We start from the raw sequence: 23,351 nt of genomic DNA, 5'->3' as shown, positions 1-23,351 counted from the left end.
GCAAACATACCACGTTGACCGCTATCACCCAATAGTTGCCACTGGCAGGAGCTATGTAGGAGCGGATTTATCCGCGAAGAAGGTGTTCGCGAATGAATCCGCTCCTGCTGGCTACTCGGCGGCGGGCTGGGGAGCATGGGCAGCGCCGGGGTTCATGACCACCTGTGGATAAGTCTGGGCAAAGCGTACGTCGGGATTTTTATCCACAAGCCGCTTGAGCCGCTCGTTGAAGGCGCGCCCCACACTGTACTGCCCGCCCGAAGACGTGCGGAACTGCGCGGTCAGGACCACGCCATTGAGGTCCATGCGGTCGACACCGAAAACTTCCAGAGGTCCTTGCAGGTTGTTCTTGAGCAGGATGTCTTCGGAAATCGACTGGCCTGTTTCGCGAATCAGCGCCAGGGCTTCGTCGATGTCGGAGTCATAGGTGAACTGCACCGAGAAGAACGCATAGGCGAACTGCCGGGACTGGTTGGTGACCGCCTTGATCTGCCCGAAAGGCACCGAATGTACGAACCCCTTGCCGTCGCGCAGACGAACGGTACGGATCGTCAGGCTTTCGACCGAGCCGGAATGGCCGGTGCTGAGCACCACCCAGTCCCCGACGGAGAAGGTGTCTTCGATGATGATGAACAGGCCGGTGATCACATCCTGCACCAGTTGCTGCGAGCCGAAACCGATGGCCAGACCGACCACACCCGCACCGGCCAGCAGTGGTGCGACATTGATCCCCAGATTGGCCATGGTGGTGATCGAGCAGATCACCACCAGGATGATTTTCACTGCATTGCGCAGCAGCGGCAGGATGGTCTTGATCCGCGTGCTTGGCTGACGCGCATTGCGATGGTTAGCTGGCGGCTTGAGAGCTTCCTGGATGGCGGTGTCGAGCACCACCCACAGCAGCCAGGTCACCAGAAAGATCAGGCCGATGCTGCTCAGCGAATCGCTGATCACCCGGCCCAGCGTATTGCGCTGGGCGAACTCGAACATCGAAAAACCCCAGATCCGCCCCAGGATTTCAATGAAGGCAACCGCCAGCACAATGCGCAACACCGCATACACCAGACTGAGCAGACGCGCCTTGTACACATGCCCACCCCGCCCGGACTCCTCGGCCGGCTTGAACACATGCTCGAACACAGTGCTCAGAAAGACCGTGGAGATCAGCAATAGCGTAGTGAACAGCGCACACCGCAAGGTCTCCTGGCTGTCTTCTCCGGCACCGATCAGGTTGATGGCCGAGACGAGGATCATCAGCAGAATCGGCAAGTGCCACAGGTTGGAAAATATCTTCAGCGAACGCTGCAAGGCCGGCCTGCTCAAGCGGCTGCTCAGTGAACGGTTGCGGATCAGATGCGCAATCGGACGGCGCACCTTGATCACCAGCATGCAGAACACGACCGAGGCAAAAAGCCCGGTGAATACCGAGACGCTGGTGGTGAAGTTACTGCCCAGCTGGCGAGCGATCTGCGGGCTGGTCAGCGCATCGCTCAGCGCCGCCAGAAAGCCGATGACGAACAACGGTTTGGGGCTGTAACGGCGAATCATGCGCACAGCGGCGCGTTTGTGCCCCGCGTTGAACATGACGATGACGCACAACAACACCGAGGTCGAAACAATACCGCTACTGGTCGCATAGGCAAAACACAGCGCCAGCGCACGCCCCACGGAAGTGGGCATGAAATGGCTGACGTACAGCGTCAGCGGCAGACAGATCACGGCGGGCAAAGTGAACGGCAGTACATATTTCAACAAGGCCTGACTGCGCTCACGGACCTGGAGAAACGGACGTCGATTCAGGCGAATCGCCAGAAAACGCCCCACTGTCGTCAGCACCGCGAAAGCGCCGATCCACACCACCGACAGCAACAGGAAGTCGCCCACGACACTCCACGGCGAGCGTGCCGTGCGCTTATTGACCAGGTCACCGATCTCATCGGCCGCACGGTCGGCCCGCAAACGCCAGGCATCCCACAGGCTTTCGTCCAGATTGAGGGCCGTCTGAATGTCATCGATGCTGGTGCTGATCGCCCCGAGCAGGCCTCCCTGCACCAGAATCTCGGCAGCCGCTGGCTCGGCCTCTGCGGGTTTCTCCTCAGGCTTTTCGGCGGCTTTCTCGTCAGGCTTGTCAGCCTTTTTCTCGGTTTTATCAGCCGCCTTGTCGTCAACGGGGGCCGCTGCCGCCATGGGAAGCGCAGGCACATCGGCAGCCTGCACATGAAAGCTGCCTGCACAAAACAGGAGCCCCAACAGGATCAAGGTTCTTAACTGAGACACCGGGCAGCTTCTCCTTCGTTGAATGACCGACAGAGCCAAAACTCCCTGCAACTGATTCCGGTTCGGGCTGCAAGTTCGATTACGGCTGCAAAAGTGTGGCACTTCAGAATCAGAACGAAAGGTGCTTGACCATAGCAGAACGATCGTTCTACTCTTTTATCCATGAAGACCAAAACATCATCCCCCGTGCAAGACAAGATTCTGCAAACCGCCGAAGCGCTGATCTATCGCATAGGTATTCACGCCATGGGCATGGACTTGCTGGTGCGTACCTCTGGCGTGGCCCGCAAGAGCATCTATCGCTACTTCGCGACCAAGGACGAGATTGCCGCACAAGCATTGAGTGCCCGTGATATCCGCTGGATGCAGTGGTTCAGGACTGAAACTGAAAAGGCCGAAATGCCCGAGGAACGCATCCTCGGCATGTTCACAGTGCTCACCGACTGGTTCGAGTCCGAAGGCTTTCGGGGCTGTGCCTTTATCAATACCGCAGGCGAGATAGGCGATCCCCAAGACCCCGTGCGCCTGATCGCCAGGGATCACAAGCAAAAGCTGCTCGATTACGTGATCGAACTGTGTGAACAACTTCCCGTGTCGGCGCCTGAAGCGCTGGCCAGGCAACTGCTGATTTTGATGGATGGCGCCATTACCCAGGCTCTGGTGATGGGCGATCACGCGGCTGCCAACAATGCCCGCGAGGTGGCCCGACTCCTACTCAAGGCTGCCGACAGTTCAACATCCTGACACTCACCGCTACGAGGTTCCGCCATGTCAGTTTCTGCCCAGCAACGCCCGCCATTACCGCCCTTCTCCCGCGAAACGGCCATCCAGAAAGTCCGTCTGGCTGAAGATGGCTGGAACAGCCGGGACCCGGAAAAAGTCTCCATGGCTTACACCGAAGATACCCAGTGGCGAAACCGTGCCGAATTTGTCACCCAACGAGAACAGGCCAGGGATTTCCTCGCCCGCAAGTGGGCCAGGGAACTGGACTATCGCCTGATCAAGGAGCTGTGGGCCTTCACCGATAACCGCATCGCCGTGCGTTATGCCTACGAATGGCATGACGATTCAGGCAACTGGTTTCGTTCCTATGGCAACGAGAACTGGGAATTCGACGAGAACGGCCTGATGGCCAATCGTTTTGCCTGCATCAATGACCTGCCCATCAAGGAATCCGAGCGCAAGTTCCACTGGCCGCTGGGGCGTCGCCCGGATGATCATCCGGGGCTTTCTGAATTGGGGTTGTGATTGCTCGCGAATGAATTCGCTCCTACACAGGAGCGGATTCATCCGCGAAAATGTTCAGTCTGCCTGAACCGTTACCTGCTGCTGTTCACCCAGCCCTGCAATACCCAGGCGCATGGTCTGGCCCGGGCGCAGGAAGACCGGCACGGGTTTGACACCCAGCCCTACGCCCGGCGGCGTACCGGTGGAGATGATGTCCCCCGGTTGCAGGCTCATGCAGCGACTCAGGTAGGCCACCAGTTGCGGAATGTTGAAGATCAGCGTGCGGGTATTGCCCTGTTGATAGCGATGCCCGTCGACCTCCAGCCACAGGTCAAGGGTATGCGGGTCGGCAATTTCGTCACGGGTCACCAGCCAAGGACCCACCGGCCCGAAGGTGTCGAACCCCTTGCCCTTGTCCCATGATCCGCCTCGCTCCAGTTGCCATTCACGCTCGGACACATCGTTGATGACGCAGTAACCGGCCACATGCTCCATGGCATTGGCCTCGTCGATATAGCGCCCTCCCTTGCCGATCACCACGCCCAGTTCCACTTCCCAGTCGGTCTTGACCGAGCCTCGGGGAATCTCCACCGCATCGTTCGGGCCGCAGATCGCGCTGGTCCACTTGTTGAAGATGATCGGTTCCTTCGGCACCTCCATGTTGGATTCGGCGGCATGGTCGGCATAGTTCAGGCCGATGCAGATGAACTTTCCTACCTGCCCCACACAAGCACCGATACGAGGCTTGCCCGGCACCACAGGCAGGCTGGCCGGGTCGATAGCCGCCAGCGCCGCCAGACCGGCCGGGTTCAAGACTTCACCGGCAATGTCCGGAACATGGGCGCTCAGATCGCGGATCTGATGATCGGCATCCAGCAGGCCGGGCCTTTCCGAACCTTTTTCGCCGTAACGTAGCAATTTCATCGGGTTCTCCTGTTTCTGTCGAAAGTGCAAACCGGGATTCAGATACTCATGCCGCCGTCGATCACGTGCAACGTACCGGTGGTGTAGGCCGAAGCATCAGAACCCAGATATAGAACCAGTTGAGCGATTTCCTCGGCACTACCGAGCCGCCCCATGGGCTGGCGTTCGACAAACTGCCGGTAGACCTGCTCTTCGGAAAGACCTTGCCGGGCCGCCTGCTCCGCAATCCTGGCCCTGAGCGAAGGCGAATCCACAGTACCGGGGCAAATGGCATTGCAGCGAATGCCTTGCCCAATGAAGTCTGCAGCAACCGACTTGGTCAGCCCCACCACCGCCGCCTTGCTCGCGGTGTAGGCAAAACGGTTGGGCACACCTTTGATACTGGAGGCCACCGACGCCATGTTGATGATCGAACCACCGCCACGCTCCAGCATGCCGGGCAGGAAGGCCCGGATCATTCGGTACATGGCCGTGACGTTAAGGTCCATGGAACGGCTCCACGCAGCCTCGTCACACTCGAAAATAGTGCCCGCATGCACATGACCGGCGCAGTTGAACAACACATCCACCGGCCCGACCTGCTCGCTCATGGCCTGGATGCTCTGAGCCGAAGTGACATCCAGTGTCAGGGCTTGCAGGCCTTCAACCCTCTGTAACTCACGAATGTCGATATCGGTGGCTATCACCTCGGCACCCGCCTCGACAAACGCCCTGGCGCTGGCCAGACCAATACCTTGCCCGCCCGCCGTTATCAGAACACGCTTGTTCTTCATCATGCTTTCTCCATGCCCAGATGATCGGGGAGCACTGGCTTGGCGGCATCTGCCTTGCCAAGCATGCTGCCGGGAATTGCCATGATCAGCCCGCCACTGACCAGCAAGCAGAGCGCCAGCACGTAGGTCCCGTTATTGATATTGCCCGTGAGCGTTTCGGCGACCGCCGTGATCATCGAGCCGGTAAAACCGGAGAGGTTGCCGATGGCGTTGATCATGCCGATACCGGCCGCCGCGGCGACACCGGACAACAGCGTCCCCGGCAGGGTCCAGAAAATCGGCATCAGGCTCAGGATTCCCGAAGCGGCCACCGTGAGAAACAGCACGGACAGCACCAGATTCTGTGAAAAGTAGGCGCTGAGAATCAGACCTAAACCGCCGATGAACGCCGGAATCGCGGCATGCATGCGCCGCTCGCCGGTGCGATTGGAGTGCCGGGCATTGAGCAACATCGCGACCGTCGCCACGCCATAGGGAATGGCCGTCAGCAAACCGATGTGCAGCGTGTTGGAAATACCGGCGCTCTTGATGATCGATGGCATCCAGAATGCCAGCCCGTAGAAGCCGGTATTGAAGGTCAGCAGGATCAGCACCAGCAACCAGACTCGCGGATTGAAGAAGACGTCCCCGATGCGTGAGGTCTTGCCGTGATTGTCCTTCTGCAGGTTGGCCTTGAGCAGGGCCTTTTCCGCCGCCGACAGCCATTTGGCCGAATCGATGTTGTCGCACAGGCAGGCAATGACCACAAACGCCATGACGATCGAGGGAATGCCTTCGATGATCAGCATCCATTGCCAGCCGGCCATGCCCTGAATGCCATTCATGCTGCTCATCAACCAGCCGGACAACATGCCGCCCAGCGTCAGGCTGACCGGCAAGGCCATCAGAAACCCTGACATGACCCGGCTTTGACGATGGGTCGGGAACCAGTAGTTGAGGTACAGGATGACGCCTGGAAAGAAGCCCGCCTCGCACACACCGAGCAGAAAGCGCAGCACGTAAAACATCGTGCTCGCCTCGATATGGAAGAAACGCGCCAGCGGCACCGTAAAGGCCACGGCAATCGACACCACGGCCCAACTGAGCATGATCCGGGCGATCCAGAAGCGGGCGCCGAAGCGGTGCAGCAACAGATTGCTCGGGACTTCAAACAGGAAGTAGCCCCAGAAGAAGACGCTGGCGCCCAGGGCATAGACCGTGTTGCTGAATTGCAGGTCGTTGAGCATGTCCAGCTTGGCAAAACCGATATTGACCCGGTCCAGATAAGCGGCCATGTAGCACAGCAGCAGGACCGGCAAAATCCTCAGGATGATCTTGCGGTAGGTACGGTCTTCAAAAGCGGGGTCATGGGCGTGTGCACTGGCACTCTGGTTATCAGCGTGTGTTTGCATGGGAATAACCCTTGGCACGTTTACATGCCTGATTGTTTTTATTGAAGGGGTCGGTGTCAGGCAGGTCTTCCCGGGCGTTTCAAAGGCGGGAAGCGAGGCGATTACCCGATCACGTGCAGAAGCTGATGGGTAATCTATGTCAGGGACCGATTCAGTCCCAATGGCATTTTTGGATTAATCGATAACAACTGGTTATCGAAATCAGCTCTGTTTTTCCAGAGCCTGCCGAGCGTTTTCCAGAAGAATCGCGGCGAACTCCTGGGCCGGCCCGGTGAGCTGATCGCCCTTGCGGGTCAGGATGCCGTAATACTGCGGCGTCAGGTGCATCGGCGTTTCAAGCGTCTTGAGCAACCCGCTTTCCAGATGCGGCGCAACCATGGCATCGGGCAACATGCCGATCATCGGTCCGCTTTGCAGCACCTTGAGAAAGGTCTGCATGGAAATGGTGTCGATGGTGTTGCGTGGCACCTCAACACCGGCATTGGCGAACGCCTCTTCCATACGTCCGCGAATCGGCGTGCCCTTGGGATACAGCATCCAGGGCCAGTCCACCAGTTGCTGCAAGGTCATGGGGCCTGCATCGCACAAGGGATGGCGGCTGTTGACCACAATGCTGAACGGTTCGGGGGCCAGTGCCTGAAAGTCGTAACGCTGTTGCTGGGCCTGGTCCGTGAAGCGTCCGATGGCCAGATCCAGCGTCCGTTCTTCGAGCATTTCCATCAGGTGGTCACTGGTCTGCTCGACCACTTCGATGGCCAGCAACGGCCAGCGCGCCTTGATCTGCACGATGGCTTCGGGCAACACCACAGCGGTGGCGGCAAAGATTCCGCCGACCTTGAGATGCCCATGGCCACCGGCGCTCAGGTTATTGATCTGCTCGACAAAGGTCCGGGCGTCGTTGAGGGCCAACTGGGCATAACGCACCACCTGCGCCCCCAGAGCGGTGGGCACCATGCTGCGGGGTAAACGCTCGAAGACTGCAAACCCCAGCAGGCTTTCCAGCTCCTTGAGCATCTTGCTCAGGGCCGGCTGGCTGAGGTTCATCTGCTGGGCCGCCAGGTGCATGTTCTGCGTGCGCCCCAGGGTATCGATCAGCGTGAGGTGCCTGAATTTGAGCCAACTGCAGAAGCTGGAGAATGACAGGTCCGACATGAAGCTTCCCTCTTCACGGCAATAACGCCAGGTTATCGATAAGTGAGAATTTGCCATTGGAGTTTATCCACTGGCCCACCTAGCGTGCAGTTTTTATCGATCAGGAAGCCTGCGTCATGTCGATCAGCCTCACGCCCGAAAATACCCTGCCTGTGGATACTCCGTCTGCCACCCTGATCGGCCGCGCCTGGATTCCCGGCCCGACGGCCGGACCAGCCCCTGTCGTGCTGCGAAGTGACGGGGTCTTCGACCTGTCCCGGCATTTCGCGACGATCAGTGATCTGCTGGAACTGAACGATCCCCTTCAGGCACTGGCCCATTCCCCCGGTACTTTCATCGCCAGCGTCGAAGAGCTGCTGGGCAATACCGGCGCTCACTGCGATCCCTTGAAACCCTTTTTGCTGGCACCAATGGACCTGCAAGTCATCAAGGCCGCTGGCGTTACCTTTGCCGCCAGCATGATCGAACGGGTGATCGAGGAAAAAGCCGGTGGCGACGCCGCACTGGCCGAAGGGGTGCGCGCCATTGTCAGGGAAGTGATCGGGGACAACCTGCGCGCCGTCAAGCCCGGCTCGGAACAAGCCATGCGCCTGAAGGCCGTGCTGCTCGAAAAAGGCATGTGGTCGCAATATCTGGAAGTCGGCATCGGCCCGGATGCCGAGATTTTCACCAAGGCCCCGGTGCTGTCCGCGGTAGGCAGCGCCAGCCAGATCGGCATTCATCCCGGCTCGCAGTGGAACAACCCGGAACCCGAAGTGGTGCTGGCGGTAAACAGTCGCGGCCAGGTTCAGGGCGCGACGCTGGGCAACGACGTCAACCTGCGTGACGTCGAAGGGCGCAGCGCGCTGTTGCTGGGCAAGGCCAAGGACAACAATGCGTCCTGCGCCATCGGCCCGTTCATCCGCCTCTTTGACGAACACTTCGGCCTCGACGATGTGCGCAATTGCGTTATCGATCTGGAGGTCCGCGGCGAAGATGGCTACTTGTTGCACGGCTCCAGCTCCATGGATCAGATCAGCCGCGACCCGCTGGACCTGGTCGGCCAGACCCTCAACGCCCACCACCAATACCCGGACGGTTTCATGCTGTTTCTCGGTACCCTGTTCGCGCCGACGGAAGACCGTGACCACCCCGGTGCCGGGTTCACCCACAAGACGGGCGACCGGGTTCGCATCAGCAGCCCGCGGCTTGGCGGTCTGCACAATCAGGTCACCCACAGTCATACCGCCAGGCCCTGGACCTTCGGCATCAGCGCCTTGTTACACAACCTTTCGGCACGAGGGTTACTGAAACACTGACACGGCGCTCCCAAGACTCAATCGACAACAAGAGAACAAATGAATATGAGCCTGCCCCCGAAACGCCCGCTGCGCAGCCAGCAATGGTTCGACGACCCCGACCACGCCGACATGACCGCCCTCTATGTCGAGCGCTACATGAACTACGGACTGACGCGGGATGAACTGCAGTCCGGCCGCCCGATCATTGGCATCGCCCAGACCGGCAGCGACCTGACGCCCTGCAACCGCCACCACATCGAACTGGCCCAGCGGGTGAAAGCCGGTATTCGGGATGCAGGCGGTATTCCCATGGAGTTTCCCGTTCATCCCATTGCCGAGCAAAGCCGTCGTCCCACCGCCGCGCTGGATCGCAATCTGGCATATCTGGGGCTGGTGGAAATCCTGCACGGTTACCCGCTCGATGGCGTGGTGCTGACCACCGGCTGCGACAAGACCACGCCCGCCTGCCTGATGGCCGCTGCGACCACTGACCTGCCCGCCATCGTGCTGTCCGGCGGCCCCATGCTCGACGGCCATCACAAGGGCGAACTGATCGGCTCCGGCACCGTGCTCTGGCACGCCCGAAAACTGCTCTCGGCGGGGGAAATCAATTACGAAGGCTTCATGGAGATGACCACGGCGGCGTCCCCTTCCGTCGGGCATTGCAACACCATGGGCACGGCCCTTTCCATGAACGCACTGGCCGAGGCGCTGGGTATGTCACTGCCCGGTTGCGCCAGCATTCCGGCCCCTTACCGCGAACGCGGGCAGATGGCCTATGCCACGGGTAAACGGATCAGCGAGCTGGTGCTTCAGGACGTGCGACCGTCACAGATCATGACCCGCGAAGCCTTCGAGAATGCGATTGCCGTGGCCTCGGCGCTGGGCGCGTCCAGCAACTGCCCGCCGCACCTGATCGCCATCGCCCGGCACATGGGCGTCGAACTGAGCCTGGATGACTGGCAACGCATCGGTGTCGACGTGCCCTTGCTGGTCAACTGCATGCCCGCCGGCAAATACCTGGGTGAAGGCTTCCACCGCGCGGGCGGGGTGCCAGCCGTGATGCACGAATTGCAGAAGGCCGGGCGTCTGCACGAGGGCTGCGCGACCGTCAGCGGCAAGACCGTGGGCGACATCGTGCGCCACTCGATCACCAGCAATGCCGATGTGATCCTTCCCTACGACGCGCCGCTCAAACACAGCGCAGGGTTCATCGTGCTCAGTGGCAATTTCTTCGACAGCGCCATCATGAAAATGTCGGTAGTGGGCGAGGCTTTCCGTAAAACCTATCTGTCCGAGCCGGGTGCCGAAAACAGCTTTGAAGCCCGCGCTATCGTGTTTGAAGGTCCGGAGGATTATCACGCCCGTATCAATGACCCGGCACTCGATATCGACGAGCGCTGCATTCTGGTGATTCGTGGCGCAGGCACCGTCGGTTATCCCGGCAGTGCCGAAGTGGTGAACATGGACCCGCCAGCCGAACTGATCAAACGCGGCATCGACTCCCTGCCCTGCCTGGGCGATGGTCGCCAGAGCGGAACATCGGCCAGCCCGTCGATTCTCAACATGTCTCCGGAAGCGGCGGTGGGTGGCGGCCTGGCGCTGCTGCGTACCAACGATCTGCTGCGCGTCGACCTCAATGCCCGGTCGGTCAACCTGATGGTGAGTGAAGAGGAACTGGCACAACGTCGGCAGGCCTGGACGCCGACTATTCCGCCTTCCCAGACACCCTGGCAGGAACTCTATCGGCAATTGGTGGGGCAGTTATCCACAGGCGGCTGCCTGGAACCGGCCACCCTGCACATGAAGGTGATTGCCCGCAGTGGCGGCGCACCACGGCATTCTCACTGACCGTAAAACGATCGCCCGGCACTCGCCGTATGCCGGGCGATCAAAACAGGCTGTATGTTTATGGACGCGTGCCAACCTCTGCCACCTGAGCGGTCCAGGGTTTGACCTGTTCGCTCAGCGACAAACCAAGGCCCGGACGGGTCGGCACCAGCATGCGGCCATCACGGGTTTCCAGACGCTCATTGAACAGCGGTTCAAGCCACTCGAAGTGCTCGACCCACGGCTCTGTCGGATAGGCCGCGGCCAGGTGAACATGCAGCTCCATGGCAAAATGCGGCGCCAGCATCAGGCCAGCCTGCTCGGCCATGGCCGCGACTTTCAGGTACGGCGTGATACCGCCGACCCGTGGCGCATCAGGCATCAGGAAGTCCGCACCACGCAATTTGATGAACTCGGCGTGTTCGGCCACGCTGGTGAGCATTTCCCCCGTCGCAATCGGCGTATCGAACTGCTGGGCCAGGGCGGCATGGCCTTCGGCGTCGTAGCAGTCCAGCGGCTCCTCGATCCAGATCAGGTTGAACTCCTCGAAACGTCGGCACATGCGCTGAGCCGTCGGCCGGTCCCACTGCTGGTTGGCATCGACCATCAGCGGGAAGTTATCCCCAAGGTGTTTGCGCACGGTGCTGACGCGATGCAAATCGACGGCGCAATCCGGCTGCCCCACTTTCAGCTTGATGCCACCGATGCCCTTCTCTCGTGACAGGTCGGTGTTCTTCATCAGTTGATCCAGCGGCGTGTGCAGGAAACCGCCCGAGGTGTTGTAACAACGCACCGAATCACGCTGGGCACCGAGCAACCGCGCCAGCGACAGGTTGGCGCGCCTGGCCTTGAGGTCCCACAACGCCACATCAAAAGCCCCGATGGCTTGAGTCGACATGCCGCTGCGCCCGACCGAAGCCCCCGCCCAGCAGAGTTTGGTCCACAGCTTGGCGATATCGCTGGGGTTTTCACCGATCAACGCCGGGGCGATTTCCTTGGCGTGGGCAAACTGGCCCGGACCGCCGGCTCGCTTTGAATAGCTGAAACCCAATCCGCGATGCCCATCGACCGTTTCGATCTCTGCGAACAGGATGGCAATTTCAGTCATCGGTTTCTGACGGCCAGTCAGCACCTTCGCGTCGCTGATGGGGTTGGCCAGCGGCAGGAAGACCGAAGACACCTTGACGTAGGCAATGCGGTCATCATCGGAAGACTTGAGGTTTTGTTGTTGTGCGAGCATGAGGCTCTCCTTGGCTATCGAATGAAGTGATCAGGTACGCGGACGGGCCAGGTCTGGATTTTCCGACTCACGGGTCGCAGGCTCGGCGGGCAGATCCTGGAAGTCGTCGAGATCCATGCGTTTGAGCGGACCGACAATGAAGAGGTAGGCAAAGGCACCCAGCAGGCCCATGGCCGCGACATACATCAACGCCGAATCGAAGGAGCCCAACTGGTTGACCAGCAAGCCGATGGCAATGGGGGTCACGATGCTGGCGATGTTGCCGCAGAAGTTGAACATCGCACCGCTGATGCCCATGGCCCGCTTGGGCGACACATCTCCCACGATGCACCAGCCCAGATTGCCCACGCCCTTGGCGAAGAACGCAATGGACATCACCAGAATCACCAGGGCGACCGACTGGGTGTAGTTGGCCACTACAATGCTGCTCGACAGCAACAGGCCGCAGATGATCGGTGTCTTGCGCGCTGCCGTGAGGCTGAAGCCTTTCTTGAGCATCCAGTCCGACCACAGGCCACCGATGATGCCGCCCAGGCAACCGGCAATGGGCGGGATCGCCGCCACCAGCCCGACCTTGAGCATGCTCATGCCCTTGGCTTCGATCAGGTAAGTCGGGAACCAGGTCAGGAAAAACCAGGTGATGGACGTCAGGCAGAACTGACCCAGATAGATGCCCACCATCATGCGGTTGGCACCAATGGCCCGCACGCTCTTCCAGCTGAAGGGCGTCTTGACGTCCCCCATGTTCGGCAGACCGCCACCGGCTTCGATGTAGTCGATTTCCGCCTGATTGGCGCGCTTGTCCTTGCGCGGCTCGTGAACCATCTTGAACCACAGCAGGCCGATCAGAATGCCGGCCCCGCCACTCCAGAAGAACACGTGCTGCCAGCCGAAACTGTTGAGCAGGATCACCATCAACGGGGTGAAGACGGCCAGGGCAAAGTATTGCGCCGACTGGAAAACAGCCGTGGCCAGGCCCCGTTCATGACGCGGGAACCACATCACGGTCAGGCGGTTGTTGGCCGGAAAGGCCGGTGACTCGGCGACGCCCATCAGAAAGCGCAGCACGAAGAGCGCCAGAAACGCCGAACTGAACAGGTCGACGTAGCCCTGCAGAAAGGTCAAGGCCGACCAGATGATCAGACTCATGCCCAGCACAAGCCGCGAACCATAACGGTCCAGCACGATACCGCCCGGAATCTGCATGCTGGTGTAGGCCCAGCCAAAGGCCGAGAAGGCAATGCCCATGGTAATCGCGTCGAAACCCAGGTCGACACGCATCGCAGGCGCGGCGATCGACAGGGTGGCACGGTCGACGTAGTTGAATACGGTGACGATGAAGATCATCACAAGGATGAGGTAGCGGACGTTAGTCTTCGCGACCGTTTGCGTAGGGTTTATCACTATTATTTTCCTTATTGTGTGGTATCGCCGTGAATCCTTGCCGCCCTGCCTGTTGCTCCTGGATTGCTGAATGATCACCGAATGATTGCGCAATCATATCCATTCAAAAAAATAGCCACCGGATCAAATGACCGGTGACCGTGCAGCCGATACTACACTGATTGCGCAATCATTCAACGACTCGTTCGTCGGCTCATGAAAAAAACGATGTCAGGTACTTTGGCGATCGATGAGGGTAAAACCGGTGTCGATCCGCACCGGATCAGCGCTGCCCGCCGGAAATTTGAAGCGATCCAGAAGCGCCTGCGCCACTTGATCGCCAATGCGCTTGCCATCGACCCGAACGGTCGACAGCGCCGGGTAGACCTGAGCGGCACTGCTCAAATCCCCGAAGCCCATCACTGCCAGATCCTCCGGTACCCGCAAGCCACGGCTGGCCGCTTCGGCCAGAACGCCCTGCGCCACCGTGTCGGAGCTGCACACCACGACATCCGGCGCCTCGGAGCCGTCCAGCAATTGCCGCAGCCCTTCCCGACCGGTTTCCAGGGTGGCGGGCGGCGTCAGCACCTGCATCGGCACCTGCGCCATGCCGTGCCGACCCAACTCGGCAATCAGGCTGTTGCAACGTCGCAAGCCACGTGGATCGCTGATGGTCACCACAGAGAAACGCTTGTATCCCTTGTCCAGCAAATGCCGGGCCGTGGCCTGGCCTACGCCCTCATGGGAAAAGCCGACCAGCATGTCGAGAGGGTTCTCACTCAAATCCCAGGCTTCGACCACTGGAATACCCGACTGCGCCAACCGCAGACGACTCGACTCGGTGTGCAAGGTGCCCGTCAGCACAATCCCGTCAGGACGCCGCCCCAACACGGCCTCAAGCAGCTTCTCCTCCTGCTCCGCCGAATAACCGGTCAACCCCAGCAGCGTCTGATAACCGGCCTCGGTCAGACGATCCATCAACGCCTGGACAGTATCGGCAAAGATCGAGTTCGCGATGGTCGGCAGAAAAATCGCCACCAGCCGACTCTTGTTACTGGCCAGCCCGCCGGCCAGCATGTTCGAGACATAACCGGTCTTGCGCACCGCCTCGAGCACCTTCTCCCGCGCCTCCTTGCTGACCACTTCAGGCCGGTGCAACGCCCGGGAAACCGTGATCGGCGAAACCCCTGCCACCTTCGCCACGTCGATCAGCGTAAGGCTCGATGCCTTCTTGGTCAGGGAGTCGTCCACCATCGAGGAGGACTTGCCAGGTTTTTTCGCCATGAGGGTTCCGGGTCTGGGGTGCGGTTTTGTAGAGGGGGGAATTTATCAAAGCTGGGGGCGGAGTGGTGCGCGGCATGAAAGATTCATGGCAAGTCATGCAGAATGATGAACGAAAATGTGTGAGGCAATAAAAAAGCGAAGCCGGGAAAGACTTCGCTTTGGGTGATCGCAGCTTTAGAAAAGCGGTGGATCAGAACGGAATATCATCATCAAAGCTGTCGAAATCCGCAGCCGGTTGTGGCGCCTGTTGTGGAGCCGGACGGGATTCGCGTTGTGGCTGGGAGTACGACTGCTGTGGCGGAGCCGATTGCGGACGCGACTGCTGGCGTGGCGCGGAATTGCCGTAGTTGCCACCGCCCTGGCCTTGTTGGGAGTCGCCTTGTGGACGGCCGCCCAGCAGTTGCATGGTGCCTTGCATGTCGACGACGATTTCGGTCGTGTAACGCTTGATGCCGTCTTTTTCCCACTCACGGGTCTGCAGTTTGCCTTCGATGTAGACCTGCGAACCCTTGCGCAGGTATTCGCCAGCGATTTCGGCCACCTTGCCGAACATCGAAACACGGTGCCACTCAGTCTTTTCGACTTTCTGGCCAGTCTGCTTGTCAGTCCATTGTTCGCTGGTTGCCAGACTCAGGTTGGTCACGGCGTTACCGTTAGGCAAGTAGCGAACTTCGGGATCCTGGCCGCATGTGCCGACCAATATGACTTTGTTAACCCCACGGGCCATAACGTTCTCCTAGGCTTCGCACGTTTCTGGAGCCGGGTTGACCAGCTTTTCCAGAGTCGCACGATCCAATAATTTCGTATCGAGTTTGATATATATGGCAGCCTCTTCGGCAACCACCACTGCATCCGTCACGCCTGTTACGGACATTAAACGCTCTGCCAGTCCTGCTTCACGCTGGGCCTCGGCCGACAACGGCAAGCGCAGGCTCGTCACGTACGGCGGTTCGCGCATGGTCATTGCAAAGGCAAGCCAGATGGCGGCCATGGCTGCACCGCCCAGAAAAACCACGTCGAGCCCACCATGCTGGAACAACCAGCCGCCGAGTATCCCACCTGCTGCTGAACCAAGGAACTGGCTAGTGGAATAAACTCCCATTGCTGTGCCTTTTCCGCCAGCCGGTGATACTTTGCTGATCAATGACGGCAAGGACGCTTCCAGCAGGTTGAACGCGGTAAAGAATACCACTGTCCCGATCACCAGCGCCCGCAACGTATCGCCGAATGCCCAGAAGGATAGCTCAGCGAGCATCAGAACTGTGACCGCGCCGAGCAGTACACGCTTCATCTGACGCTTTTTTTCTCCGTAAATGATGAACGGGATCATCGCGAAGAAAGATATCAACAGCGCCGTGAGGTAAACCCACCAGTGCTGCTCCTTGGGCAAACCGGCTTTTTCGACCAGCGCCAGCGGCAATGCGACGAAACTGGACATCAGCATCGCGTGCAACACGAAGATACCCAAATCCAGACGCAGCAAGTCCGGGTGACGCAGGGTCGCCCCCAGTGCCTGCTTCGCCACGCCCGACTCACGGTGCAGTAACGGGCCATTGGCTTTCGGGACGACAAACGCCACGATCAGGATCCCCAGCAACGCCATGCCACCGGTCGCCTGGAACAACCCCGACAGACCAAAAGCCCCCGTCAGCACGGGGCCGACCACCATGGCGATGGCGAACGACAGACCAATGGTCATGCCGATCATGGCCATGGCCTTGGTGCGATGTTGTTCGCGAGTCAGGTCGGACAGCAAAGCCATGACAGCGGCTGAAATGGCACCGGCACCTTGAAGGATACGCCCGAAGATGACGCCCCAGATCGAGTCGGCCTGTGCCGCGACCAGGCTGCCCACTGCAAAGACAATGAGCCCGAGATAAATCACCGGCCGCCGTCCAATCCGGTCGGAGATGATACCGAAAGGAATCTGCAACACAGCCTGGGTCAGCCCGTAGGCGCCGATGGCCAGACCAATCAGGGCCGGGCTCGCGCCCGCCAGGTCCATGCCATAGGTCGCCAGGACCGGCAGGACCATGAACATGCCCAGCATTCGGAAAGCGAACACCAGGGCCAGACCGCCTGCTGCGCGCGTCTCGCCGCTACTCATCCGTTCGCTATAGGGATCGTGCATGGAAGAACCTCGTGTGAACCGGCGGCGATTCTACCAGTCCCATCGGGGGACAGCACATATACGACACATACGCGACGCTTTGCCGCGTAATGGCATGCAGCCGTATACTCCGAGGTTTATGCCCGCCAAGCGAGGCCGCAGTGGACAAGATCCTGATACGTGGGGCACGAACCCACAACCTGAAAAACATCGACCTGACCCTTCCGCGCGACAAACTGATCGTCATTACCGGGCTTTCCGGTTCCGGCAAGTCCTCGCTGGCGTTCGATACGCTGTATGCCGAAGGCCAGCGCCGCTATGTCGAATCCCTTTCGGCTTATGCCCGTCAGTTTCTGTCGATGATGGAAAAACCGGACGTCGATACCATCGAAGGCCTGTCGCCCGCGATTTCCATCGAACAGAAATCCACCTCGCACAACCCCCGTTCGACGGTCGGCACCATCACCGAGATCTACGACTACCTGCGCCTGCTGTATGCACGCGTCGGTCAGCCTCGCTGCCCGGATCACGACATCCCTCTGGAAGCCCAGACCGTCAGCCAGATGGTCGACCTGGTGCTGGCCCAGCCCGAAGGCAGCAAACTGATGCTCCTGGCGCCCGTGATCCGCGAGCGCAAGGGTGAACATCTTTCGGTCTTCGAGGAGTTGCGTGCGCAGGGTTTTGTTCGGGCTCGCGTCAACGGCAAGCTGTTCGAGCTCGATGAAGTCCCCAAGCTGGACAAGCAGAAGAAGCACTCCATTGATGTGGTCGTGGATCGCTTCAAAGTGCGCCCGGACTTGCAGCAACGCCTGGCCGAGTCGTTCGAGACGGCCTTGAATCTGGCAGACGGTATCGCCCTGGTCGCACCGATGGACGATGAACCCGGCGAAGAGATCATCTTCTCGGCCCGCTTTGCCTGCCCGATCTGCGGCCACGCCATCAGCGAGCTGGAACCCAAGCTGTTCTCGTTCAACAACCCGGCTGGCGCATGCCCGACCTGTGACGGTCTGGGTGTTAAGCAGTTCTTCGATGTAAAGCGACTGGTCAATGCCGAACTGACGCTGGCCGAAGGCGCGATACGCGGTTGGGACCGGCGTAACGTCTATTACTTCCAGATGCTCGGTTCACTGGCCAATCACTACGATTTCAGCCTGGAAGTGCCGTTCAAGGAACTCCCGGCCGAAACGCAGAAAATCCTGCTTAACGGCAGCGGCACGCAGAATGTCGACTTCCGTTATCTCAATGATCGTGGCGATATCGTCAAACGCGCGCATCCATTTGAAGGCATCGTGCCGAACCTTGAGCGTCGCTATCGGGAAACCGAGTCGACCACAGTGCGCGAAGAGCTGGCCAAGTTCCTGGGCACCCAGCCATGTCCGGACTGCCGCGGCACGCGCTTGCGCCGCGAAGCCCGTCACGTGTGGGTCGGCGAGAAAACACTGCCAGCCGTCACCAACTTGCCGATCGGCGATGCCACAAGCTATTTCGATGACCTGAAACTGACCGGGCGACGCGGCGAAATTGCCGACAAAATCCTCAAGGAAATCCGCGAGCGCTTGCAGTTCCTGGTCAACGTCGGCCTGGATTACCTGACGCTGGATCGCAGCGCTGACACGCTGTCCGGCGGCGAAGCGCAGCGTATCCGTCTGGCGAGCCAGATCGGTGCTGGCCTGGTGGGCGTGATGTACATCCTCGACGAGCCCTCCATCGGCCTGCATCAACGTGACAACGACCGTCTGCTGGGCACCCTCAAGCATTTGCGGGATATCGGCAATACCGTGATCGTCGTCGAGCATGATGAAGACGCGATCCGGCTGGCGGACTATGTCGTGGATATTGGCCCGGGCGCGGGTGTACATGGCGGTAATATCGTCGCAGAAGGCACGCCCGATGAGGTGATGAGCCATCCTGACTCCCTGACCGGCAAGTACCTGTCGGGGCGCGTCAAGATCGAGGTTCCAGCCAAACGCACACCACGCAACAAGAAGCTGTCGCTGACCCTCAAGGGCGCACGTGGCAACAACCTGCAGAATGTGAATCTGGAAATCCCGATCGGCTTGCTGACCTGCGTGACAGGCGTTTCCGGCTCGGGTAAATCGACTCTGATCAACAACACCCTGTTTCCGCTCAGCGCCACGGCGCTTAACGGCGCAACGACGCTGGAAGCCGCGGCTCACGACAGCATCAATGGCTTGCAGCATCTGGACAAGGTCGTGGACATCGACCAAAGCCCTATCGGTCGTACCCCTCGCTCGAACCCGGCGACCTACACCGGTCTGTTCACGCCGATTCGTGAACTGTTTGCCGGTGTGCCTGAATCACGCTCGCGTGGTTATGGTCCGGGGCGTTTCTCGTTCAACGTCAAGGGTGGCCGCTGCGAGGCCTGTCAGGGGGATGGCCTGATCAAGGTCGAGATGCACTTCCTGCCGGACATTTATGTCCCGTGCGACGTCTGCAAGAGCAAGCGCTACAACCGCGAAACCCTTGAGATCAAATACAAGGGCAAGAGCATCCATGAAGTGCTGGAAATGACCATCGAGGAAGCCCGTGAGTTCTTCGATGCCGTTCCGGCCCTGGCGCGCAAGCTGCAGACATTGATGGATGTGGGACTGTCCTATATCAAGCTGGGGCAGTCGGCGACGACCTTGTCGGGAGGCGAAGCGCAACGGGTCAAACTGTCTCGCGAGCTCTCCAAGCGTGATACCGGCAAGACGCTCTATATCCTCGACGAGCCGACCACAGGCCTGCACTTTGCCGATATCCAGCAACTGCTCGATGTCCTGCATCGCCTCCGTGATCACGGCAATACCGTTGTCGTCATCGAACACAACCTGGACGTGATCAAGACAGCCGACTGGCTGGTGGATCTAGGGCCGGAAGGCGGTTCGCGTGGCGGACAGATCATCGCTACCGGCACGCCGGAAGAAGTGGCCGAGATGGAGCAATCGCATACCGGGCACTACCTCAAGCCGCTGCTGATCAGGGATCGTGCCTGAGTCATCGTCCGTAGAGGCCTCTGATTGAGGCCTTTTTTGCGAACGAATTCGCTCCCACAACGGGCATGAAAAAGCCCCTGCCACGTAAGTGCGCAGGGGCTTTTTCTATTCGGACAGGGAAATCAGAACTGCGATTGCAGGTAGTTTTCCAGACCGATGGCCTTGATCAGACCTGTCTGCTGCTCCAGCCAGTAGGTGTGATCTTCTTCGGTGTCGGCCAGTTGAAGGCGCAGGATGTCACGGCTGACGTAATCCTTGTGCAACTCGCAAAGCTCAATGCCTTTGCACAGTGCCGCGCGGACCTTGTATTCAAGACACAAGTCGTTGGCGAGCATTTCAGGCACGGTGGTGCCGATTTCCAGATCGTCCGGACGCATGCGCGGCGTGCCTTCCAGCATCAGGATACGGCGAATCAGCGCATCGGCGTGTTGCGCCTCTTCTTCCATCTCGTGGTTGATGCGCTCGTAGAGCTTGGCAAAGCCCCAGTCTTCGTACATGCGCGAATGGATGAAATATTGGTCACGAGCAGCCAATTCGCCAGTGAGCAACGTGTTGAGATAATCGATTACTTCTGGATGGCCTTGCATCGCACCAGATCTCCCTGCTGAAAGGCCATATTTTGAACCAACCGGCGTGCAAGGTCACTTCAAAAAACGCAATAAACTGACAAAAATCAGCGAAAAATCGCCCATCAGAAGCGAAAAACCGCCCAAATGAGGGCGGTTCTGTTTCTCACTTCGAGTTAGCCCAGGTTAACACCCAGGGCTTTGGCAATCCCTTCACCGTAGGCCGGGTCAGCCTTGAAGAAATACTGCAACTGACGCTGTACCACATCACTGGAAACCCCAGCCATTGCACCTGCAATGTTGGTGATCAACAGCGCCTTTTGATCGGCGTCCATCAAGTTGAACAGCTTGCCGGCCTGGCTGTAGTAATCCGTGTCTTCACGATGATCGTGACGACCCGCCGCACCGCTCAAGGCCAGGGACGGCTCGGCATAGCGTGGAGCCTGTTTAGGCGCATCGCCGTAGCTGTTTGGCTCGTAGTTCGGGGCTGCGCCACCGTTATCGCCAAACGCCATGGCTCCATCGCGCTGGTAAGTGTTTACCGGACTTTTCGCAGCGTTGATCGGCAAGTGCTGGTGGTTGGTGCCTACACGGTAGCGATGGGCATCGGCGTAGGCGAATACACGCCCCTGCAACATACGGTCAGGCGAAAGGCCGACACCTGGCACCATATTGCTGGGCCCAAAAGCGGCTTGCTCGACCTCGGCAAAGTAGTTGAGCGGGTTACGGTTGAGTTCCAGCTCGCCCACTTCAATCAACGGAAACTCTTTCTGGGACCAGGTCTTGGTCACGTCGAACGGGTTCTCGTGATGGTTGGCAGCCTGGGCCTCGGTCATCAACTGGATGCACACCTGCCATTTCGGAAACTCACCACGCTCAATGGCCGTGAACAGATCACGTTGCGCATAGTCAGGATCAGTCCCCGCCAGACGAGCAGCGTCCGCTGGTGTCAGGTTCTTGATGCCCTGTTTGGACTTGTAGTGCCATTTGACCCAATGACGCTCACCCGCTGCGCTGATCAGACTGTAGGTGTGACTGCCAAAACCGTGCATATGGCGGTAGCCGTCAGGAATGCCGCGATCTGAGAACAGAATGGTGATCTGGTGCAAAGCCTCTGGGGAATGAGACCAGAAGTCCCACATCGCCTGTGCGCTTTTCAGGTTGCTCTGTGGCAGACGTTTTTGGGTGTGAATGAAATCCGGGAATTTCAGAGGGTCACGGATGAAGAACACCGGCGTGTTGTTGCCGACGATGTCCCAGTTACCTTCCTCGGTGTAGAACTTCACCGCAAAACCACGCGGATCACGCTCAGTGTCGGCCGAGCCGCGCTCACCACCGACGGTAGAAAAGCGCAGGAATATCGGCGTCTGCTTGCCTACCGATTCAAAGAGTTTGGCGCTGGTGTATTGGGTGATATCACGGGTGACTGTGAAAGTACCATGGGCACCCGAGCCCTTGGCGTGCACACGACGCTCAGGGATGTTCTCACGGTTGAAGTGAGCGAGCTTTTCAATCAGGTGGAAGTCGTCCAGCAACAAAGGACCACGCGGGCCGGCCGAACGTGAATTCTGGTTATCCGCAACAGGAGCACCACTGGCGGTTGTAAGCGTTTTGGTCTGGCTCATTCGATATCTTCCTCAGTCTTATAGGGCTGGCTAACGGGCTGAGAAGGAGTATTCGTCAAAACTGAAACACCATCAAATTCATTAAATAATAGAAGTTGATAGGTTTTATAAATTACAGAAGACACAAAAAACCGGGCACAAGGCCCGGTTCTTTGTTCAGACTGACGTCTTATTCAGCAGCTTCTACAACACCACCGACAGGACGATCAACCAGCTCGACGTACGCCATTGGCGCGTTGTCGCCAGCGCGGAAACCGCACTTGAGGATACGCAGGTAGCCACCCTGACGGGTTGCATAGCGCTTGCCCAGATCGTTGAACAGCTTACCAACGATTTCTTTCGAACGAGTACGGTCGAAAGCCAAACGACGGTTAGCAACGCTGTCTACCTTGGCCAGAGTGATCAGCGGCTCGGCAACGCGGCGCAGCTCTTTGGCTTTCGGCAGGGTAGTTTTGATCAGCTCGTGCTCGAACAGCGACACCGCCATGTTCTGGAACATGGCCTTGCGGTGAGAGCTGGTACGGCTCAGGTGACGTCCACTTTTACGATGACGCATGGTTCATTCCTTACCAAACACAACGTTCGGTGATTACGACGATCAGGCAGTCGCCTTGTCGTCCTTCTTAAGACTTGCAGGCGGCCAGTTGTCGAGGCGCATGCCGAGGGAAAGACCACGAGAAGCCAGGACATCCTTGATCTCGGTCAAGGACTTCTTGCCCAGGTTCGGAGTCTTCAACAGTTCTACTTCGGTACGCTGAATCAGGTCGCCGATGTAGTAAATGTTCTCCGCCTTAAGGCAGTTGGCCGAACGCACGGTCAGTTCCAAATCGTCAACCGGACGGAGAAGGATCGGATCGATCTCATCTTCCTGTTCGATTACCACTGGTTCGCTGTCACCCTTGAGGTCGACGAACGCAGCCAACTGCTGTTGCAGAATGGTTGCAGCACGACGGATAGCCTCTTCAGGATCCAGAGTACCGTTGGTTTCCATATCAATAACCAGCTTGTCCAGGTTGGTACGCTGCTCGACACGGGCGTTTTGCACCTCGTAGGCGATGCGACGTACTGGGCTGAACGAAGAGTCAAGCTGCAAGCGACCAATGCTGCGGCTTTCATCTTCATCGCTTTGACGCGAGTCGGCTGGCTCGTAACCACGACCACGAGCTACTACGAGCTTCATGTTCAGGGCGCCGTTAGACGCCAGGTTAGCGATTACGTGATCGGGATTAACGATCTCGACATCATGATCCAGCTGTATATCGGCAGCGGTAACCACCCCCGAACCCTTCTTCG

The 23,351-nt window shown here is 59.0% G+C and carries 18 protein-coding genes and 1 pseudogene; 5 read left to right on the top strand and 14 right to left on the bottom strand.

Annotated features, from left to right (window positions below):
* Positions 1 to 114: 114 nt before the first annotated feature.
* A pseudogene (locus tag ACIPY9_RS19540) lies at positions 115 to 2,187 on the bottom strand (mechanosensitive ion channel family protein); the annotation flags it as partial.
* Between the two features lie 252 nt (positions 2,188 to 2,439).
* Between ACIPY9_RS19540 and ACIPY9_RS19535 the strand changes: the two are divergent.
* Together ACIPY9_RS19535 and ACIPY9_RS19530 are read left to right on the top strand one after the other, a co-directional pair.
* On the top strand, positions 2,440 to 3,021 hold the full coding sequence (locus ACIPY9_RS19535; protein ID WP_400705068.1) for a TetR/AcrR family transcriptional regulator: 582 nt from the start codon (positions 2,440 to 2,442) through the stop codon (positions 3,019 to 3,021).
* 24 nt (positions 3,022 to 3,045) lie between these two features.
* Positions 3,046 to 3,525 (top strand): DUF1348 family protein, encoded by a 480-nt coding sequence (locus ACIPY9_RS19530; protein WP_400705066.1) that lies wholly within the window; start codon positions 3,046 to 3,048, stop codon positions 3,523 to 3,525.
* 54 nt (positions 3,526 to 3,579) lie between these two features.
* Here ACIPY9_RS19530 and ACIPY9_RS19525 read toward each other — a convergent pair whose 3' ends face one another.
* From ACIPY9_RS19525 to ACIPY9_RS19510, 4 genes are all read right to left on the bottom strand, one after another.
* Positions 3,580 to 4,428 (bottom strand): ureidoglycolate lyase, encoded by an 849-nt coding sequence (locus ACIPY9_RS19525; RefSeq protein ID WP_400705063.1) that lies wholly within the window; start codon positions 4,426 to 4,428, stop codon positions 3,580 to 3,582.
* A gap of 38 nt (positions 4,429 to 4,466) precedes the next feature.
* Positions 4,467 to 5,201: an SDR family oxidoreductase gene (locus ACIPY9_RS19520; RefSeq protein WP_400705345.1), complete on the bottom strand. Its 735-nt coding sequence runs from the start codon at positions 5,199 to 5,201 to the stop codon at positions 4,467 to 4,469.
* Complete coding sequence (locus ACIPY9_RS19515) at positions 5,201 to 6,592, bottom strand: MFS transporter (protein ID WP_400705060.1); 1,392 nt, start codon at positions 6,590 to 6,592, stop codon at positions 5,201 to 5,203. The genes ACIPY9_RS19520 and ACIPY9_RS19515 overlap by 1 nt, the downstream gene beginning before the upstream one ends.
* 201 nt (positions 6,593 to 6,793) lie before the next feature.
* Positions 6,794 to 7,744 carry a LysR family transcriptional regulator gene (locus ACIPY9_RS19510; RefSeq protein WP_400705057.1) on the bottom strand — a complete coding sequence of 317 codons (951 nt, stop codon included), beginning with the start codon at positions 7,742 to 7,744 and terminating at the stop codon, positions 6,794 to 6,796.
* Between the two features lie 116 nt (positions 7,745 to 7,860).
* On the opposite strand from ACIPY9_RS19510, the gene ACIPY9_RS19505 reads away from it, so the two are divergent.
* Complete coding sequence (locus ACIPY9_RS19505; RefSeq protein ID WP_400705055.1) at positions 7,861 to 9,042, top strand: fumarylacetoacetate hydrolase family protein; 1,182 nt, start codon at positions 7,861 to 7,863, stop codon at positions 9,040 to 9,042.
* Between the two features lie 45 nt (positions 9,043 to 9,087).
* A complete protein-coding gene (locus tag ACIPY9_RS19500; RefSeq protein WP_400705052.1) occupies positions 9,088 to 10,875 on the top strand; it encodes an IlvD/Edd family dehydratase in 1,788 nt (595 codons plus the stop codon).
* Between the two features lie 58 nt (positions 10,876 to 10,933).
* Here ACIPY9_RS19500 and ACIPY9_RS19495 read toward each other — a convergent pair whose 3' ends face one another.
* From ACIPY9_RS19495 to ACIPY9_RS19475, 5 genes are all read right to left on the bottom strand, one after another.
* The gene (locus ACIPY9_RS19495; RefSeq protein WP_400705049.1) at positions 10,934 to 12,094 is read right to left on the bottom strand and encodes a mandelate racemase/muconate lactonizing enzyme family protein; all 1,161 of its coding nucleotides are present in this window, start codon (positions 12,092 to 12,094) and stop codon (positions 10,934 to 10,936) included.
* 30 nt (positions 12,095 to 12,124) lie between these two features.
* Positions 12,125 to 13,441, bottom strand: a complete 1,317-nt coding sequence (locus ACIPY9_RS19490; protein WP_400705342.1) for an MFS transporter — start codon at positions 13,439 to 13,441, stop codon at positions 12,125 to 12,127.
* 267 nt (positions 13,442 to 13,708) lie between these two features.
* Positions 13,709 to 14,761 carry a LacI family DNA-binding transcriptional regulator gene (locus ACIPY9_RS19485; RefSeq protein WP_400705046.1) on the bottom strand — a complete coding sequence of 351 codons (1,053 nt, stop codon included), beginning with the start codon at positions 14,759 to 14,761 and terminating at the stop codon, positions 13,709 to 13,711.
* Positions 14,762 to 14,951: 190 nt separating this feature from the next.
* Positions 14,952 to 15,488: a single-stranded DNA-binding protein gene (locus ACIPY9_RS19480; RefSeq protein WP_400705043.1), complete on the bottom strand. Its 537-nt coding sequence runs from the start codon at positions 15,486 to 15,488 to the stop codon at positions 14,952 to 14,954.
* 9 nt (positions 15,489 to 15,497) lie between these two features.
* Complete coding sequence (locus ACIPY9_RS19475) at positions 15,498 to 16,892, bottom strand: MFS transporter (RefSeq protein ID WP_400705040.1); 1,395 nt, start codon at positions 16,890 to 16,892, stop codon at positions 15,498 to 15,500.
* A gap of 140 nt (positions 16,893 to 17,032) precedes the next feature.
* On the opposite strand from ACIPY9_RS19475, the gene uvrA reads away from it, so the two are divergent.
* The gene (uvrA, locus tag ACIPY9_RS19470; RefSeq protein ID WP_400705037.1) at positions 17,033 to 19,867 is read left to right on the top strand and encodes an excinuclease ABC subunit UvrA; all 2,835 of its coding nucleotides are present in this window, start codon (positions 17,033 to 17,035) and stop codon (positions 19,865 to 19,867) included.
* Positions 19,868 to 19,989: 122 nt separating this feature from the next.
* On the opposite strand, the gene bfr is transcribed toward uvrA, so the two are convergent.
* The 4 genes from bfr to rpoA all read right to left on the bottom strand — a co-directional run.
* Positions 19,990 to 20,454, bottom strand: a complete 465-nt coding sequence (gene bfr, locus ACIPY9_RS19465) for a bacterioferritin (protein ID WP_400705034.1) — start codon at positions 20,452 to 20,454, stop codon at positions 19,990 to 19,992.
* 155 nt (positions 20,455 to 20,609) lie between these two features.
* Positions 20,610 to 22,058 (bottom strand): catalase, encoded by a 1,449-nt coding sequence (locus ACIPY9_RS19460; protein WP_400705031.1) that lies wholly within the window; start codon positions 22,056 to 22,058, stop codon positions 20,610 to 20,612.
* Positions 22,059 to 22,227: 169 nt separating this feature from the next.
* On the bottom strand, positions 22,228 to 22,614 hold the full coding sequence (gene rplQ / locus ACIPY9_RS19455; RefSeq protein WP_025262043.1) for a 50S ribosomal protein L17: 387 nt from the start codon (positions 22,612 to 22,614) through the stop codon (positions 22,228 to 22,230).
* Positions 22,615 to 22,656: 42 nt separating this feature from the next.
* Positions 22,657 to 23,351: DNA-directed RNA polymerase subunit alpha (gene rpoA, locus ACIPY9_RS19450; protein WP_400705027.1), on the bottom strand; the 695-nt coding region annotated here is incomplete at its 5' end.

The organism is Pseudomonas sp. NPDC089734 (assembly GCF_044748865.1).
Lineage (GTDB): Bacteria > Pseudomonadota > Gammaproteobacteria > Pseudomonadales > Pseudomonadaceae > Aquipseudomonas.
This window is presented reverse-complemented; position numbering and strand designations above follow the sequence as displayed.

Bases quoted from the DNA above. Each gene is read 5' to 3' on its own strand.
- rplQ (WP_025262043.1), bottom strand. From the start codon at position 22,614: ATGCGTCATCGTAAAAGTGGACGTCACCTGAGCCGTACCAGCTCTCAC.
- ACIPY9_RS19515 (WP_400705060.1), bottom strand. From the start codon at position 6,592: ATGCAAACACACGCTGATAACCAGAGTGCCAGTGCACACGCCCATGAC.
- ACIPY9_RS19535 (WP_400705068.1), top strand. From the start codon at position 2,440: ATGAAGACCAAAACATCATCCCCCGTGCAAGACAAGATTCTGCAAACC.
- ACIPY9_RS19490 (WP_400705342.1), bottom strand. From the start codon at position 13,441: ATGATCTTCATCGTCACCGTATTCAACTACGTCGACCGTGCCACCCTG.
- ACIPY9_RS19510 (WP_400705057.1), bottom strand. From the start codon at position 7,744: ATGTCGGACCTGTCATTCTCCAGCTTCTGCAGTTGGCTCAAATTCAGG.
- ACIPY9_RS19480 (WP_400705043.1), bottom strand. From the start codon at position 15,488: ATGGCCCGTGGGGTTAACAAAGTCATATTGGTCGGCACATGCGGCCAG.
- ACIPY9_RS19505 (WP_400705055.1), top strand. From the start codon at position 7,861: ATGTCGATCAGCCTCACGCCCGAAAATACCCTGCCTGTGGATACTCCG.
- ACIPY9_RS19500 (WP_400705052.1), top strand. From the start codon at position 9,088: ATGAGCCTGCCCCCGAAACGCCCGCTGCGCAGCCAGCAATGGTTCGAC.
- ACIPY9_RS19460 (WP_400705031.1), bottom strand. From the start codon at position 22,058: ATGAGCCAGACCAAAACGCTTACAACCGCCAGTGGTGCTCCTGTTGCG.
- ACIPY9_RS19475 (WP_400705040.1), bottom strand. From the start codon at position 16,892: ATGCACGATCCCTATAGCGAACGGATGAGTAGCGGCGAGACGCGCGCA.
- ACIPY9_RS19520 (WP_400705345.1), bottom strand. From the start codon at position 5,201: ATGAAGAACAAGCGTGTTCTGATAACGGCGGGCGGGCAAGGTATTGGT.
- ACIPY9_RS19530 (WP_400705066.1), top strand. From the start codon at position 3,046: ATGTCAGTTTCTGCCCAGCAACGCCCGCCATTACCGCCCTTCTCCCGC.
- bfr (WP_400705034.1), bottom strand. From the start codon at position 20,454: ATGCAAGGCCATCCAGAAGTAATCGATTATCTCAACACGTTGCTCACT.
- ACIPY9_RS19525 (WP_400705063.1), bottom strand. From the start codon at position 4,428: ATGAAATTGCTACGTTACGGCGAAAAAGGTTCGGAAAGGCCCGGCCTG.
- ACIPY9_RS19495 (WP_400705049.1), bottom strand. From the start codon at position 12,094: ATGCTCGCACAACAACAAAACCTCAAGTCTTCCGATGATGACCGCATT.
- ACIPY9_RS19485 (WP_400705046.1), bottom strand. From the start codon at position 14,761: ATGGCGAAAAAACCTGGCAAGTCCTCCTCGATGGTGGACGACTCCCTG.